Annotated in this window: 17 protein-coding genes; 11 read left to right on the top strand and 6 right to left on the bottom strand. The window is 61.9% G+C overall.

The window, feature by feature from the left end:
- The first annotated feature begins 149 nt into the window (after positions 1-149).
- The 3 genes from IFT66_RS01475 (at position 150) to IFT66_RS01465 (ending at position 2,119) form a co-directional block, all read left to right on the top strand.
- Complete coding sequence (locus IFT66_RS01475) at positions 150-473, top strand: hypothetical protein (protein WP_092661625.1); 324 nt, start codon at positions 150-152, stop codon at positions 471-473.
- A gap of 115 nt (positions 474-588) precedes the next feature.
- Complete coding sequence (locus IFT66_RS01470) at positions 589-1,320, top strand: sulfite exporter TauE/SafE family protein (protein ID WP_062454788.1); 732 nt, start codon at positions 589-591, stop codon at positions 1,318-1,320.
- Positions 1,321-1,489: 169 nt separating this feature from the next.
- A complete protein-coding gene (locus tag IFT66_RS01465) occupies positions 1,490-2,119 on the top strand; it encodes an alpha/beta hydrolase (protein ID WP_342344738.1) in 630 nt (209 codons plus the stop codon).
- 55 nt (positions 2,120-2,174) lie between these two features.
- Here IFT66_RS01465 and IFT66_RS01460 read toward each other — a convergent pair whose 3' ends face one another.
- Both IFT66_RS01460 and IFT66_RS23400 read right to left on the bottom strand, forming a co-directional pair.
- Positions 2,175-3,062 (bottom strand): branched-chain amino acid aminotransferase, encoded by an 888-nt coding sequence (locus IFT66_RS01460; protein ID WP_062453507.1) that lies wholly within the window; start codon positions 3,060-3,062, stop codon positions 2,175-2,177.
- Positions 3,063-3,208: 146 nt separating this feature from the next.
- Positions 3,209-3,391 carry a hypothetical protein gene (locus tag IFT66_RS23400; RefSeq protein WP_062453508.1) on the bottom strand — a complete coding sequence of 61 codons (183 nt, stop codon included), beginning with the start codon at positions 3,389-3,391 and terminating at the stop codon, positions 3,209-3,211.
- A gap of 211 nt (positions 3,392-3,602) precedes the next feature.
- Here IFT66_RS23400 and IFT66_RS01455 point away from each other — a divergent pair, with 211 nt between their 5' ends.
- The 5 genes from IFT66_RS01455 (at position 3,603) to IFT66_RS01435 (ending at position 8,798) form a co-directional block, all read left to right on the top strand.
- A complete protein-coding gene (locus IFT66_RS01455; RefSeq protein WP_249406323.1) occupies positions 3,603-4,331 on the top strand; it encodes a gamma-glutamylcyclotransferase in 729 nt (242 codons plus the stop codon).
- A 148-nt stretch (positions 4,332-4,479) separates the two neighbouring features.
- Complete coding sequence (locus tag IFT66_RS01450; RefSeq protein ID WP_192076601.1) at positions 4,480-4,674, top strand: hypothetical protein; 195 nt, start codon at positions 4,480-4,482, stop codon at positions 4,672-4,674.
- A 109-nt stretch (positions 4,675-4,783) separates the two neighbouring features.
- Positions 4,784-6,298 carry a phospholipase D-like domain-containing protein gene (locus IFT66_RS01445; RefSeq protein WP_192076600.1) on the top strand — a complete coding sequence of 505 codons (1,515 nt, stop codon included), beginning with the start codon at positions 4,784-4,786 and terminating at the stop codon, positions 6,296-6,298.
- Positions 6,299-6,466: 168 nt separating this feature from the next.
- The gene (locus IFT66_RS01440) at positions 6,467-7,291 is read left to right on the top strand and encodes an aldo/keto reductase (protein WP_192077111.1); all 825 of its coding nucleotides are present in this window, start codon (positions 6,467-6,469) and stop codon (positions 7,289-7,291) included.
- Positions 7,292-7,484: 193 nt separating this feature from the next.
- The gene (locus tag IFT66_RS01435; RefSeq protein ID WP_192076599.1) at positions 7,485-8,798 is read left to right on the top strand and encodes an alpha/beta hydrolase family protein; all 1,314 of its coding nucleotides are present in this window, start codon (positions 7,485-7,487) and stop codon (positions 8,796-8,798) included.
- A gap of 70 nt (positions 8,799-8,868) precedes the next feature.
- On the opposite strand, the gene IFT66_RS01430 is transcribed toward IFT66_RS01435, so the two are convergent.
- Entirely contained in the window at positions 8,869-9,885 is a 1,017-nt protein-coding gene (locus IFT66_RS01430) for a magnesium transporter CorA family protein (RefSeq protein WP_062453512.1), read from the bottom strand.
- A gap of 272 nt (positions 9,886-10,157) precedes the next feature.
- On the opposite strand from IFT66_RS01430, the gene IFT66_RS01425 reads away from it, so the two are divergent.
- A complete protein-coding gene (locus IFT66_RS01425; protein ID WP_192076598.1) occupies positions 10,158-10,841 on the top strand; it encodes a spermidine synthase in 684 nt (227 codons plus the stop codon).
- Positions 10,842-10,857: 16 nt separating this feature from the next.
- On the opposite strand, the gene IFT66_RS01420 is transcribed toward IFT66_RS01425, so the two are convergent.
- The 3 genes from IFT66_RS01420 to IFT66_RS01410 all read right to left on the bottom strand — a co-directional run bounded on the left by IFT66_RS01420 (position 10,858) and on the right by IFT66_RS01410 (position 12,632).
- Positions 10,858-11,037 carry a hypothetical protein gene (locus tag IFT66_RS01420; protein ID WP_192076597.1) on the bottom strand — a complete coding sequence of 60 codons (180 nt, stop codon included), beginning with the start codon at positions 11,035-11,037 and terminating at the stop codon, positions 10,858-10,860.
- Between the two features lie 78 nt (positions 11,038-11,115).
- Positions 11,116-11,508 (bottom strand): hypothetical protein, encoded by a 393-nt coding sequence (locus tag IFT66_RS01415; protein WP_062454796.1) that lies wholly within the window; start codon positions 11,506-11,508, stop codon positions 11,116-11,118.
- Positions 11,509-11,624: 116 nt separating this feature from the next.
- Positions 11,625-12,632 carry a YihY/virulence factor BrkB family protein gene (locus IFT66_RS01410; protein WP_113167473.1) on the bottom strand — a complete coding sequence of 336 codons (1,008 nt, stop codon included), beginning with the start codon at positions 12,630-12,632 and terminating at the stop codon, positions 11,625-11,627.
- 132 nt (positions 12,633-12,764) lie between these two features.
- Here IFT66_RS01410 and IFT66_RS01405 point away from each other — a divergent pair, with 132 nt between their 5' ends.
- Both IFT66_RS01405 and IFT66_RS01400 read left to right on the top strand, forming a co-directional pair.
- Entirely contained in the window at positions 12,765-14,351 is a 1,587-nt protein-coding gene (locus tag IFT66_RS01405) for a helicase HerA-like C-terminal domain-containing protein (protein ID WP_192076596.1), read from the top strand.
- An 8-nt stretch (positions 14,352-14,359) separates the two neighbouring features.
- Positions 14,360-14,749: a c-type cytochrome gene (locus tag IFT66_RS01400; RefSeq protein ID WP_192076595.1), complete on the top strand. Its 390-nt coding sequence runs from the start codon at positions 14,360-14,362 to the stop codon at positions 14,747-14,749.
- Positions 14,750-14,754: the final 5 nt, after the last annotated feature.

Here is a 14,754-nt window from a genome sequence, read left to right as displayed (position 1 = left end):
CTGGAACATAGGAGCGCGATGGGGAAGAGGCAACGGTGAACCTTCCAAAAACAACCGCTCAATCGACAAGAAATTGCTGAATTTTCCAAGCATTAGCGAGAGGAATCAATCGCTTTCGCACCGAATGCAGAAACCGGAGAAAATTGACGATGAAAAACTTTGTGGCACTGATCCTCCTCGTTTGCGCAACCAGCGCCGTGACGGCCCAGGCCGCTTCCGACGATGCGTGGACGACGTTTCAGGCTGACGTCGGCAAGGCTTGCGTGGCGGCTTCGAAAGACCTGATCGAGAACGGAAGGGCCGTGGTCGATCCGTTCGGAAGCCAGTCCTATGGGCTTGCGGTCGTCACCGGCAAAGCCAAAGGCGCCAAGGTCAGGATCAGCACGATCTGCGCCTACGACAAGAAGACCAAAAAGGCCGAAGTGGGTGGCGAGATCTCCGCCGACATGCTGAGGGCAAAACCTGGCAAGTAACATCCGCGACCGCGCGGGCGGCAGCGTTTGGGAACTTTTCCACCACGGCAGACTTTTCCGGGCATGAAACACTGCCGGGAGGGCTGCCGTGTTTGATTTCTTGACCTTCGACTTTCTGACGTCCGATTTCGTGATCTTCGTGGCAATCGGCTTTTTCGCGCAGATCATCGATGGCGCGCTCGGCATGGCTTTCGGCGTTCTCACCACCACTAGTCTGCTTGCTTTCGGCGTGCCGCCGGCAGTCGCCAGCGCCATGACGCATGTGACCGAGTGTTTCACGACGGCTGCATCCGGCGCCTCGCATCTCTACCATCGCAATGTAGACTGGCGGCTGGTCAAGCGGCTGGCGCCGGCCGGCATGATCGGCGGCGCGATCGGCGCCTATCTCCTGTCCAGTATCGACGGCAAGGCGATCGAGCCGTTCGTCTCGGTCTATCTGATGCTGGTCGGATGTTACATTCTTTACAAGGCCTTCCGCCCGGCCTTCAGGCGCGACATCCATGACCGGATCGTGCCCTATGTGGGCGGTGCGGGCGGCGTGCTCGATGCGATGGGCGGCGGCGGATGGGGGCCGATCGTCACCAGCTCGCTTCTCGGCCGCGGCCATGAACCAAAGAAGGTGATCGGCTCCACGAACCTCACCGAATTTGCGGTAACGACGGTGATCTCGGCGACCTTCATCGCCACGCTCGGCTGGTCAGAACTGTCGTCGGCGCTCGGCCTCATCCTCGGCGGCGTGCTGGCGGCCCCGTTCGGAGCGCTGATCGTCAAGCGACTGCCGACCAAACCGCTGATGGTCGCCGTCTCCCTGATCATCATCGGTACGGCTGCGGTGCGGATCATCTGAGGGCTGATGCTCTCTAACCTTCCAGCCCATCGCAACATCCCACATCCGCTGCCCTGCACCTGTCCCTTTGGCGGCTGGCGCGCTAGATAACAGGTATCGCGGTTTCCTCCGGGGGCCGTAGCGGAGTGTTCTCCGACGTCCGATCCTCATCTGCAAAGGTATGTCTTCCATGGCTGAAACCAACCGCCCGAACCTTCTCGTCATCCTCTTGCACGGCGTCGGCTCCAGTGGCGACAATCTGGCGCCGCTTGGGGAGGAATGGCCGGGGACGCTTGGCGATGCCGTCTTCGTTTCGCCCGATGCGCCGGAGCCTTCAAGCTTTGGTGCCGGCTACCAGTGGTTCAGTGTTGCGGGCGTCACGCCGGAAAATCGCGGCGCGCGGATTGCGGCGGCACGGCCGGGGTTCGATGCCTTGATCAACGGTATCATCGCGGACAACGGCTTTGCCGGCAGGCTTGATCGCGTGGCGCTGGTGGGTTTCTCGCAAGGAACGATCATGGCGCTCGACGCGATCGCAAACGGACGGTTTGGCGTGGGTGCGGTGGTCGGTTTTTCCGGCCGGCTGTCTTCGCCCGAGCCGCTGTCGCGCTCCACGAAGATGCCGGTGTTTCTGGTGCATGGCACCGCCGACGACGTCATCCCGTCCTGGGAAAGCGAACAGGCGGCCGATACGCTGGCGAAGCATGGTTTCGACGTGGAGACATCGATCGAGCCTGGGCTCGGCCACACGATTTCCGGCGCCGGTGCCGGCCGCGCCGTGGAATTTCTGGCGAAAGTGTTCGGATACGAAGCGCTTTAACGCGGCAGAACAAGGTTGAGGGACGGGGCCCGGACCGGGTGCCGTCCCTCGTCGATCAGACGTCTTCGCCCTTGGTCGAGCGTGCCCAGTCCATGTAGAGTTCGAGCGCCTTGCGGGCGACAGGACCTTCCTGCAGGGAGCGGTCCTCGAACCGGTTCACCGGGGCGATCTTGGAATAGTTGCCGGACGTGAAGATTTCGTCGGCATTGGCGAAATCGGCAGCAGTCAGCGTGACTTCGCGCACGTCGAAGCCGGCGCCGCGCAACAGGGTCAGCACGCGCGACCGGGTGATGCCGGCCAGGAACGTGCCGTTGGCGATCGGCGTCATGACCACGCCGTCCTTGACCATGAAGATGTTCGAGGATGCGGTTTCGGCGACATTGCCGTTCATGTCGAGCGCGAGCGCATTGTCGAAGCCGCGGCTCTGCGCCTCGACAATCATGCGGCCGCTGTTGGGATAAAGGCTACCGGTCTTGGCGGCCGTCATGGCGACTTCGGCGCTCGGGCGGCGGAAGGGCGATACGGTCAGCGACGAAGCCTTTGCCGTGTGCATCGGAGCTTCGAACAGGCAGAGCGCAAAGCGAGTCGATTCCGGATCGGCGGCAACGACGCTGGTGGGAAGACCGTGCTCGGCCCAGTACATCGGCTTGATGTAGATCGCCGTCTTGCCGTCGAACTTCTTGACGCCTTCGAGCGCCAGCCGCTCGATCTCCTCGGCTGCCATGACCGGCTTCATGCCCATATTGATGGCCGAGCGGTTGACGCGCTGGCAGTGCATGTTGAGATCCGGCGAGATGCCTTCGAACCAGCGGGCGCCGTCGAACACGGTCGTGCCCAGCCACATGGCGTGCGAGGTGGGTCCGATCAGCTTCGGATTTCCTTCCACCCACTCACCATCCACGTAAGTCCAGGTGGTGGAGCGAGGGGATGTGTCGACGGCCATGATATTCTCCTTCGGGTCTTCAAAGCTTGGCGGGGGTCGCTAAAATTTGGCGTGAATGAAATCCCCGAAGCCCTCAAGGTCAAGCGACAATCCGAGATGATTCATCACAAATATTGATGGCACGCCGAATTGCCGCCGTCCGATGGTCAGGGCGCTCGCTGCGGTGCGGGTGCCGGAAGAAGCGGCGAGTCCGATGGCTGGCGCGGACTGCCCGGCGCTCCCTGCAACAGGTTATCGCTACCCAGCTGACGACTGTCGTTCTGCATCAGGGTGATTGACAAAATGACGGCCACCAGCAGGCCAAGGACAATGAGAAACAACCAGCGCATGTATCGAAAACTCCCTCTCACGCAGAATAACGCGAACATTTCCGTCTGAAACGTTGCGTGATCCCTTCGACCAGAACAGTGGGGCCACTCTGCGGCAACGCAGCAAATCCTTCACAAACGCGGCCCAAAAACGTTGACAGCAGCCGTTCAGGCTTGCAGTCTTGCGCCTCACCTCCCGTTTACGCACTCATTTTTTTACAACGCAGAGGCCATGTCCGGATCCGGCGCCCTCACCTCAACGTCTCTCAAATCGTCGTCCATGGCGTTGACGCAGGACCTCGTCGACCTGTGTTTTCGTGACGAGACCGATCCCGGCGCTCCGCCAACCTGGGAGCCGCTGACGGATGCCGACTATGCCGAGATTACCGAGCGGCTGGTGGCGGATATCGGCGATGAGCCTTTGTGGATCTTCGCCTATGGCTCGCTGATCTGGAAGCCGGGCTTTGATTCGATCGCCTGCCAGCGGGCGACGGCCTATGGCTGGCATCGGTCGTTTTCGCTCCATATCGAACGGGGCCGCGGTTCGCCCGACCAGCCGGGGCTGATGATGATGCTGTCGCGCGGCGGTCGTTGCGACGGCGTGATCTACCGGGTGGCCGATACGGAAAAGCGCGAGCAGATCGACAAGGCGCTGCGCCGCGAGGTGAGCCACAAGGACAGTCTCTCGACCTTCCGTTTTCTCCCCGTGCGGACGCAAGGCGGCGAGACGATCCGGGCACTGACTTTCTGGGCTGGCGGAAAGAGCCCGCGGATCATCAGGCCGCTTCCGCCGCTTCAGGATGTGGCGCCGGTTCTGGCGCGCGCCTGCGGCCACCGCGGTTCCTGCGCCGAATATCTCTATAATACCGTCGTACATCTGGCCGAATTCGGCATCCGCGACCGCAATCTCTGGCGGCTGCAGGAGATGGTGGCACGCGAAATCGAAGCGATTCACGCTTAAAAGCGTGATGCCGCCGGTCGGGGCCGGCAGTGCGAAATCTGGCACTCTCTCATAAAAGTTGAGGACGGCGGGCTCGATCCGTGTTTGAACGCTTTCGGGGGCGCGTGCGACCCCCATCGCGATGACCGGTACCGTGCCAGCGAGACCCATGACGACTCTAGCCACCATAGTGTACCTGACGGTAGCGACCGCGTTCTTCGGGATGACGTTGGCCGAGGGTGTGACACGACGGCTTCCCTGGAGCTTCGACAGGATCATGGGACTTTTGCTGTCGTGCCTGTGGCCGCTGATCCTGATTGCGATCGCGGTCAGCAGTCAGCGCGATCGCAGAAATGCAGGATGACGCTGCTGCGCATTACTCCACCGATCCTTGTATATTTCCCGTAGAAGCAGCGCGGCGCTGCCCTATATCCTCGATAACCGAAAAGACGAAGACTGGGGCGACTGGATCGATGCAAAGCATCCTCAACGAAGGCGACACGTGCTGGCGGATTGCCAAGGCGGACAGACTTTCCATCATCATCGATGCAGCCGATTTCTTTCGCTTCGCCAAGCGGACGATGACGAAGGCGAAAAAGTCGATCTACCTGATCGGCTGGGATTTCGACACGCGCATCCAGCTGGAGCCGGGCAAGAAGGATGGCAAGGCTGACAAGGCCGCGAAGGAAGAATGGCCCGACGAGCTTGGCAAGTTTCTGAACGCGCTTGCAGAGCGAAACAGCGATCTGGATATCCGCATTCTCAAATGGGATATCGGGCTGATCAATTCGATCACTCGCGGTGAAACCCCGTTTTATATTCTCAAATGGATGTTCGACAAGCGCATCCATCTGAAGCTCGACGGCGCGCATCCGGCGCTGTCGGCACATCACATGAAGCTTCTCGTCATCGACGACGAAGTGGCGTTCTGCGGCGGGATCGACATGACCGTTGGGCGCTGGGACAGTCGCGATCATTCGGAAGACGAGCCGTTGCGCAAGTCGCCGATGGGGTTTGCGCAAGGGCCCTGGCACGATGCCACCACCTGCCTTTCCGGCGAGGCCGCACGGGCGCTCGGCGAGGTCGCACGGCGGCGCTGGAAACTGGCAACCGACGAGACGCTCGATCCGCCCGACGAGAATACCGCCACGGAGAACGATCCCTGGCCGGACGAGCTGGAGGTCGGGTTTCGCGACATCTCGATCGGCATCGCCCGCACCGCGCCTGAATACGAGGGGCGCAGCCAGATCGTCGAGATCGAGACGGCCAAGCTTGCGATCATCGGTTCGGTGAAAAAGACGCTCTATGTCGAGAGCCAGTATTACGCCTCGCGCCGTATTGCAGAGGCCATGGCGGAACGGCTGAAGGAGCCCGACGGACCGGAAATCGTGCTGATCAATCCGGAGGGCTGCGAAGGCTGGCTGGAAGCCAAGGCGATGGACAGCGCCCGCATTCGGCTGATGAAGATGGTGAAGGACGCCGATGTTCATGATCGCTTCCGGATCTACTACCCTGTCAACGAGGCCCGCACGTCGATCTATGTGCATGCCAAGATGATGTTTGCCGACGACCGGATCGTGAAAATCGGCTCGGCCAATCTTAACAACCGCTCGATGGGCTACGATACGGAATGCGACCTCATCCTCGAGGCGCAGCCGGGTGAGGACACGCTGAGCGAAAAGATCGTCAGCACCCGCGACGATCTCATCGCCGAACATCTTGGGCGCGAACCGCAGGAAGTGCGTGACGCGGTTGCAGCGCATGACGGGTCGATCATCGCGGCCATCGAGGCGTTGAACCGACAGAGCGGCCGAGGTCTGCTGCCGGTCAAGATGCGGGAGCTGAGTGCCGACGAGGAATTGCTGGCGGAATCCGATATTGCCGATCCCGAGCGGCCAAGCGGCGTGCGCTACCGGACATCAAACTTTCTGAAACAGCGGTTCGGTCGAGTCGCGAGACGGGCGAAACGGGCGCGCAAAGAGACCTGACGAGGCGGATTGCGCGGCCTCCAGGGCCTTCTTTCGAGCCGATTTGTCGCATCCGGTCGGGTGATCCTGGGCCGGTCTCTGCTTGATCGCCGGATTTCACGGCCCATCTAGAGTGTGCCTCTTCTTTGCCCGGCTCCCCGGCGGGCCCCCTTTTCCAAGGAGCACATGATGCAAACCGTCAACGCCAACGGCGCCCATATCCCAGCTCTCGGTTTCGGCACGTTCCGCATGCCCGATGCGGATGTTCATCGCATTCTGCCGCAAGCCCTCAAACTCGGCTTCCGCCATGTGGACACTGCGCAGATCTACAAGAACGAGCAGGCCGTCGGCGAGGTTATTCGCCAGTCGGGCATTCCGCGCGACGATATCTTTCTGACCACGAAAGTCTGGGTCGACCGCGTCGGTCACGATGCCTTTATCGCTTCGGTGGACGAAAGCCTTTCCAAGCTGCAGACCGACCATGTCGACCTTCTGCTGCTGCACTGGCCGCAGAGCGAAATGCCGCTGGCCGACCGGATCGGCGCGCTGAACGAGCTGAGAACCGCAGGCAAGGTCAAGAATATCGGCGTTTCCAACTTTTCGACCGCGCTGATGGCTGAAGCGGTGAAGTTGTCCGATGCGCCGATCGTCAACAACCAGGTGGAATATCACCCCTATCTCGACCAGACCAAGGTGCTGATGGAAGCGCGCAAGACCGGCATGTCGGTGACCGCCTATTACCTGATGGCCGATGGCGCGGTGCCGAAGGACGAGGTGTTGAAGGAGATCGGCGCGAAGTACAAAAAGACCGCCGCTCAGGTCGTGCTGCGCTGGGCCGTGCAGCAGGAGGGCGTGATCGCGCTGTCGAAGACCGCGACGGAAAGCCGGCTGCCGGAGAATTACGACATCTTCGACTTCTCGCTCTCGCCGCAGGAAATGGAAGCGGTGTTTGCGCTGTCGCGGACAGACGGACGCATCGTATCGCCGGTGCATCTCGCGCCCGAGTGGGACTGATCCGGCTTTAAGGCATCCGTCCGGACCACAGGTCTGTTGGGTCGCTTCCCACACACTCCCGCCGTGGTTTGTGTGGGATCCCGCCCAATTGCCCGGCGAGCCTGCGCCATGCCGCGGTCGAGGCCACGTCTTCTCTTGCCTCTCCCAGCCAGAACCATAGGTCTTGTCACGGGCTGGAAGAGGAGGAGTTTTCATGCATTTCAAAACGATATTGATGTCCGCGGCGGCGGTGGTTGTTACCGCCCTGCCCGCCAGCGCGCAGCAAAAGCCTGCGGACCCGGCGCCGAAGGACTGCCCGAGTTCGATGCCGGCCGGGACCGAGTGCTTCGCGGGCGAGGATCTGCACGGCGCCTATTACTGGATCGCCAAGCCGAAGGACTGGAACGGCACCATTGTCGTTCATGCCCATGGCGGGCCGCGCACCGCAAAGCCTACGCCGGACGATCCGGTCGAAGATCTCGAGCGTTTCGCGGTCACCGTTCAGGAGGGCTATGCCTGGGCCGGTTCCAACTATCGCCGCGAAGGCTATGGCGTGCGGATGGCGGCGTCCGATACCGACACTCTGCGCCAGATCGCGATCGCGCTTCTCGGTGAGCCGAAGCATGTCCTGCTGCACGGCCAGTCCTGGGGCGGCAATGTGGCGGCGAAGACGGCCGAACTCTACGCACTCGACTGGCGCGGCCAGAAGAATTACGACGGCGTGGTGCTGACCAGCGGCTTGCTCGCCGGCGGCGGCCATGGCTATGACTTCCGCGCCGATCTGCGGGCCGTCTACCAATATTACTGCAAGAACCATCCGCGCGCCGACGAAGTGCAGTATCCGGTCTGGCAGGGCCTGCCCAAGGGCGCGAAGATGTCGCGCGACGAGCTGCAGCAGCGGGTCGACGAATGCACCGGCATCTCGCTTGCGAAGGACAAGCGCTCGCCAGAGCAAGCAAAGAACCTCGCCAATATCCTCGCCGTCACCAAGGTGCCGGAAAAGACGCTGGTGGCGCATTTGAGCTGGGCGACCGGATTGTTTTCCGACATCGTCTGGCGGCGCATGGACGGAAAGAATCCGTTCGACAATTCCAACGTTCAGTACAAGGGATCGGACGACGACGCGGCGCTGAACAAGGGTGTCGAGCGGTTCAAGGCGGACCCGCAAGCGGCTCGGCTGATGGCCTATGATGCCGATCTGACCGGCCAGATCGTCGCGCCGACCATCACCCTGCACGCAAAGAACGATCCTACCGTGTTTGTCGATCACGAGGCGATCTATCGCCAAACGGTGGACAAGGCCGGCAATGGCGAGCTGCTGGTGCAGAACTTTTCGGACGCGGCGGAGCATTCCAAGCTCTCGACGCCGCAATATGCAGCGCTGTTTTCCGCCATGCTGAGCTGGATCGACAAGGGCGAGAAACCGACGCCGCAGACGGTGGCAGCCCTGTGTGAAAAGAAAGCCGAGATCTACAAGGAGCCCTGCAAGCTTCTGCCGGATTTCATGCCACAGATCCAGGAACGCTAGAGCGCGTCTTGCCGCCTAGATCAGACAAGGACGGGCGGAGCAGCCGTGCTCCGCCCGTCTTGGTTTGTGATTACAGCCAGCCCTTGCGGCGGAAGTAGAGATACGGCAGCGCCATCGAGACGATCATCAGGCAGAGTGCCAGCTGATAGCCGTAATGCCACTGCAGTTCCGGCTGGTTGGCGAAGTTCATGCCGTAGACCGATGCGACCAGCGTCGGCGGCAGAAACACGACTGACGCAACCGAGAAGATCTTGATGATCTGGTTCTGCTCCAGATTGATCAGGCCCAGCGTCGCATCGAGCAGGAAGTTGATCTTGCCGGACATGAAGGCCGAGTGATCGCCAAGCGAGGTGGCATCGCGCTGCAGCAGTTTCAGGCGCTGGCGCATTTCCTTGGGCAGCTTGCGATCGACACCGTCGAGGGCCGCATAATAGGCGACGACGCGCGAGACGCTGACGAGGCTTTCGCGCACGACGGTGATGAACTCGCCCTTCTGGCCGATCGCCCGGATCAGTTCCTGCAGGTCGCGCGTCTTCTTGTTGACCTTGGAGGCCTTGGCCGCAAAAATATCGCGCGAGATCTGGTCGATATCGTTGCCGAGCCGCTCCAGCGTATCCGCCATGCGGTCGATGATCGCCTCGACCAGACCGGTCATGATCAGTTCGCCGGTTGCCGAATGAAGGCCGAGCCCGTTGCCCTTGCGGGCACGCGCCATGAAGGCATCGAAGGGACGCGGCTCGGAATAGCGCACGGTGACGAGAACCTGGCCCTTGACGATAAAGGTGACGGGAACCTTGTGCGGCGTGCCGGCATCCGGGCGTGTCAGCACGGTCATGGTCATGAACTCGGCGCCGTCTTCCTGGTAGAGCCGGGAGGAGAGTTCGATATCCTCCATCTCGTCCTGGGTGGGAATGGTAACCCCGAGGCGGGAGCCGACATCGCGCTCTTCCTTGGCCGTCGGGTTGATCAGGTCGTACCAGATCACAGGCGGCTGCGGAGCAACAGACGTCGCATCGGCGGCTGCACTGGCGATTACGGCGTCGGCCGCGACAAGGCGGTCGTGATCATAGGCATGGATACGCAGCATGACGGCTCCTATTCCGGACCATTGAGGTCCCCGGAGCGCATCACCGATATGAACGGTTCAGAGCCCCGAAGCGGCAGGTCTATCTGTTGACGTCGAACTTCGACTGTCGGGGTTCATCTCGGTTTGTCCTTTGAAAGAGCGGCACCCGAACGGGTAGCGCTTTGCGCGTGAAATGGAGCGAATACGGTGGAAAGTCAACTCCCCGGCACGCAGGATTGACCCGTCCTTTGCGCTTCTGTAGCAAAGCCGCTCCGACCAAGAGGTATCCCCCCATGCTGCCCTGGATCCAGCTCGACCGCGCAACCATTCCCGGCGCCCTGCCCGGCGAGGAAGGCGAGCTGCGTCTGAAGCAGCGCGGCCAGGAATTCTCGATCATGCTCGGCACCAACGAGCTGATGAACAGCCGTCTCAGCGGCTCGGAAGAAGCGCTGGCGACACTGGCACACGAGAAGATCGGCAAGAGGGCGAAGCCGTCGATGCTGATCGGCGGGCTCGGCATGGGGTTCACGCTGCGGGCAGCGCTTTCAGTTCTGCCCGAGGATGCGCAGGTGACCGTGGCCGAGCTGGTGCCGGCCGTGGTCGGCTGGGCGCGCGGGCCGATGGCGCCGGTCTTCAAGGGCTGCCTCGACGATCCGCGCGTGACGATTTTCGAGGGCGATGTCAGCGAGTTGATCCGCTCCTCGACCGGTGCCTTCGATGCGATCCTGCTCGATGTCGACAATGGGCCGGACGGGTTGACGCGGGCCTCGAACGACCGGCTCTACAATATGGGTGGCCTCTATGCGGCACGATCGGCGCTGCGGCCCGGCGGCGTTCTCGCCGTCTGGTCGTCAGGGCCCGATGCGGGCTTTACCCGGCGGCTAAAAGAAGTGGGCTTTGAGGCGGACGTGGTGAACACGCGCGCCAATGGCAAACGCGGCGCAAAGCACGTGATCTGGCTGGCAGCCAAGGGCTGACGTTCGGCCGGTATGCTCAGACGCCCGGAGGGGCGCTGCCGGCGAACTGGAAATAGAGGAATGCCAGGACCAGGCCCGCGATAATGGCGATCCAGAACACCATGCGCTTCACACCGGGCGCCATGTTCTTGAACGGCGACTTGCGTGGCGGCTTGACCGGTTTCGGACGCTGGAACTTGATGATGTTGTCGCTCATCGCCGACCTATAGCATAGCTGATGATTTAGAAAAGCCGCCGGCAGTTGTGCCAGCGGCTTTCGGATTGCGTTTCGAAATCAGACGAACTGGCTGAGGCCGGGCACCGATGCGATGACCGTATCGACGGTTTCGTCGCCGGCGTGTTCGCGTGCGACAGCCATGGTCTCCTTGGCGAGTGCTGTGATCTCTCCCATGCCGAGGCCCTGCGACATCAGCTGCTGGCCAAGCGTCATGATGCCGCCGCCGCCGAAGCTCGACATCAGGCCGCCGAGCAGACCGCCGCCACCGGCACCTTCGCCGTTGAATTTGCCGACCAGTTCCGGCGCGCCGGGAATGGCTTCGATCATCCGCGCCACGGCAGCGTCATCCGCCTCGCGCTGCAGGAAGCCCAGCATCATGCCGATCGCCTTTTCGGCGGCATCAGGTGCAAGACCGACGCGGTCGGCAACGCGGGTAACCATCTCGTTCATCAATATCTCCTCAGTTTTGACGTTCACGTCAAGGTCATACATAGACTCGTGCCGGATGCCAACAGGCGTGTTCCAACTGGTGCCACGCAGCCCGGTTTGGCGCAACCGGCGGCTTATCAATCCTCGGCGGCGACACCGACCGTATCGGCCATTTCAGCGCCGCGCGCCCCCATCGGCTTCGGATGGCCGGTGGTGGAATCGACCGCGGTCTGGTGCTCAAGCTCGGCGTTGATCTCGGCTCCGACAACCACGATGATGACGGATACCCATGTCCAGACCATGAAGCCGATCAGCGCGCCGAGCGTGCCATAGGTGGCATTGTAATCGGCGACGTTGGCCAGATAGTAGGACACGCCGAGCGAGGCGAGAAGCCAGAAAATGGTGGAAAAGGCAGCACCCCAGGTCAGCCACTGGATCTTCGCCGGCTCGCGGCTGGGGCCGAACCGGTAGAGCGCCATTATGCCGAGCGTGACGAAGACCATCATCAACGGCCAGCGGGCGATGCGGATGATCATTTCCGACCACTGGTCGAGCCAGAAATATTTGAGCAATGCCGGCACCACGCCCATGGCAAACAGGATGACGATGGCAATCAGCATCGCGCCGAGCGTGAAGAGCAGCGACATCAGGTTGAGCTTGACGATGCCGCGCTTTTCCTGCTCGCCATAGGCAACATTCATGGCCTCGAACAGGGCCTTCATGCCGTTGTTGGCGCTCCAGAGCGCCAGCGCCAGACCGGCAATCAGGCCGATCGACAGTGTAGCGCCGCGTTCGCTTGAAAGCGCCCGGACCTGATCGAGAAAGATGTTCAGCCCTTCGGCGGGCATGATTGTGCTCAAAAACGCGATGCGGTCGGCTATCGTCACGGGATCGGCGACGAAACCGTAGATCGACACGAGCGCGCTTGCGGCAGGAAACAGCGCCAGCAGAAGGTAATAGGTGACGCCGGCGGCGATCAGCGTGATGCGATCTTCGGTTACGCCGGCATAGACGCGCCAGAACACGTCTTTTAGGCCGCGGGCCGGAATGCCCATCGGGCCATCCGCATGGCGACCCCTCTGCGCATCGCGCACGCCTTGCGCATCGAGTGTCCGAGTTCCCGCCGGTCCGGCTGTGTCCGTCATCGTCACGTATTCACCCCTCTTCTGCCGCCTCTCGCGCCAGTTTTCACTTGGCCGATTTTCAGCCGTTGCCCGGCTCTTCAGCGCATCCTATAAAAGCCGAGGATTGAACGCGTTTAGGGAGCGCATAGTTGCATGGCGAATATTGATGCGGACGATCAGGCGAAACTCTTTATCGGCGGCAGTCGCAACCCTGACGACACGTTGAACAAGGCCGAATTCCTCGACATGAAGTTCGGCAACCGCCACGGGCTGGTGACCGGTGCGACCGGCACCGGCAAGACCGTGACGCTACAGGTTCTGGCCGAGGGCTTTTCGCGGGCCGGCGTTCCCGTTTTTGCATCCGACATCAAGGGCGATCTCTCCGGCGTTGCCGCCAAGGGCGAGCCCAAGGATTTCCTCGCCAAACGCGCCGAGCAGATCGGCTTTGCCGATTACGAGTTCGAGCAGTTCCCAGTGATCTTCTGGGATCTCTACGGCACCAAAGGGCACCGGGTTCGCACCACTATCGCCGAGATGGGGCCGCTTTTGCTGGCCCGTCTGATGGATGCCTCCGAACCGCAGGAAGGTGTTCTCAACATCGCCTTCAAGCTGGCCGACAAGGCCGGGCTGCCGCTGCTCGACCTCAAGGACCTGACCTCGCTTCTGAATTACATGGCCGAGAATACCTCGGAACTATCCAAGGAATTCGGCCTCATTTCCAAGGCTTCGGTCGGCTCGATCCAGCGGGCGCTGCTGGTGCTGGAACAGCAGGGTGCCGAGCATTTCTTCGGCGAGCCGGCGCTGAAGATCACCGACATCATGCGGGTGAACCCGAATTCCGGTTACGGCCAGATCTCGATCCTTGCCGCCGACAAGCTGATGATGAACCCGAGGCTCTACGCGACCTTCCTTCTGTGGCTTCTCTCGGAACTGTTCGAGGAACTGCCCGAGGTGGGCGATCCGGACAAGCCGAAACTGGTGTTCTTCTTCGACGAGGCGCATCTTTTGTTCGACGAAGCGCCGAAGGTTCTGCTCGACCGCGTCGAGCAGGTGGTGCGGCTGATCCGCTCCAAGGGCGTCGGCGTCTATTTCGTCACCCAGAACCCGCTCGACGTGCCGGAAAGCGTGCTGGCCCAGCTCGGCAACCGGGTGCAGCATGCGCTGCGCGCCTATACACCGCGCGAGCAGAAGGCGGTGAAGACGGCCGCCGATACGTTCCGCCCGAACCCGGCCTTCGACTGCGCGACAGCGATCACCCAGCTCGGTACCGGCGAGGCGCTGGTCTCGACGCTTGAGGGCAAGGGTGCACCATCGATGGTGGAACGGACACTGATCCGCCCGCCATCCGGCCGGATCGGTCCGCTGACCGATGCGGAGCGGCAATCGGTGATGGACCGTAGCCCGGTTCTCGGGATCTACGACGAGGATCTCGACCGCGAAAGCGCCTTCGAAATGCTGGGCGCACGGGCAAAGCAGGCTGCCGATGCGGCCGCTGCCCGAAAGGCAGAGGACGAACTCGAGCCCGCCCCGCCTGCCGGCTCCGGCGAAACCACCGGCTGGACCCTGCCCGGCTTCGGCAACAAGGAAGAAGACGAGCCGAAGAGCCGCAGAACCGTTGGCCGCTCGGGCTACCAGCGCGAGACGATCATCGAAGCTGCCATGAAAAGCGTGACGCGCACCGTCGCCACCCAAGTGGGACGGGCAATCGTGCGCGGCATTCTGGGCAGCCTGAAACGGTGACCGGGCGGATGCACAAGGCGGCAAGGACAGGGCTCTGCGCCCTAGCCCTTGTCGCGCTCGCCTCTTCGGCGCAGGCGGCGGATGCCGGCAAAGGCAAGCGCGTGTACCAGAAATGCGTCGCCTGTCATGTGGCCGACCGGGAGACCAACCGGTTCGGCCCGCATCTCAAAGGCGTCGTCGGGCGACCCGCAGCGCAAGTTCCCGACTACAAGTATTCGCAGGCGATGAAGGATGCGGCCGCTGGCGGTCTCGTCTGGGACGACGCGGCACTGTCCGCCTTTCTCTCGAGCCCCAAGAAGAAAGTGCCGGGAACCAGCATGCGCTTCTTCGGCCTTTGGACCCAGGCCGAGATCGACGATGTCATCGCTTACCTGAAGACGACCGCGCAAGAAGAGTGACGGCC

Source organism: Rhizobium sp. CFBP 13726 (assembly GCF_014841925.1).
GTDB classification, from domain to species: Bacteria; Pseudomonadota; Alphaproteobacteria; order Rhizobiales; family Rhizobiaceae; genus Neorhizobium; species Neorhizobium soli.
Note: the sequence above shows the minus strand (reverse complement) of the source record. Positions and strands in the feature narration are given on the sequence as shown.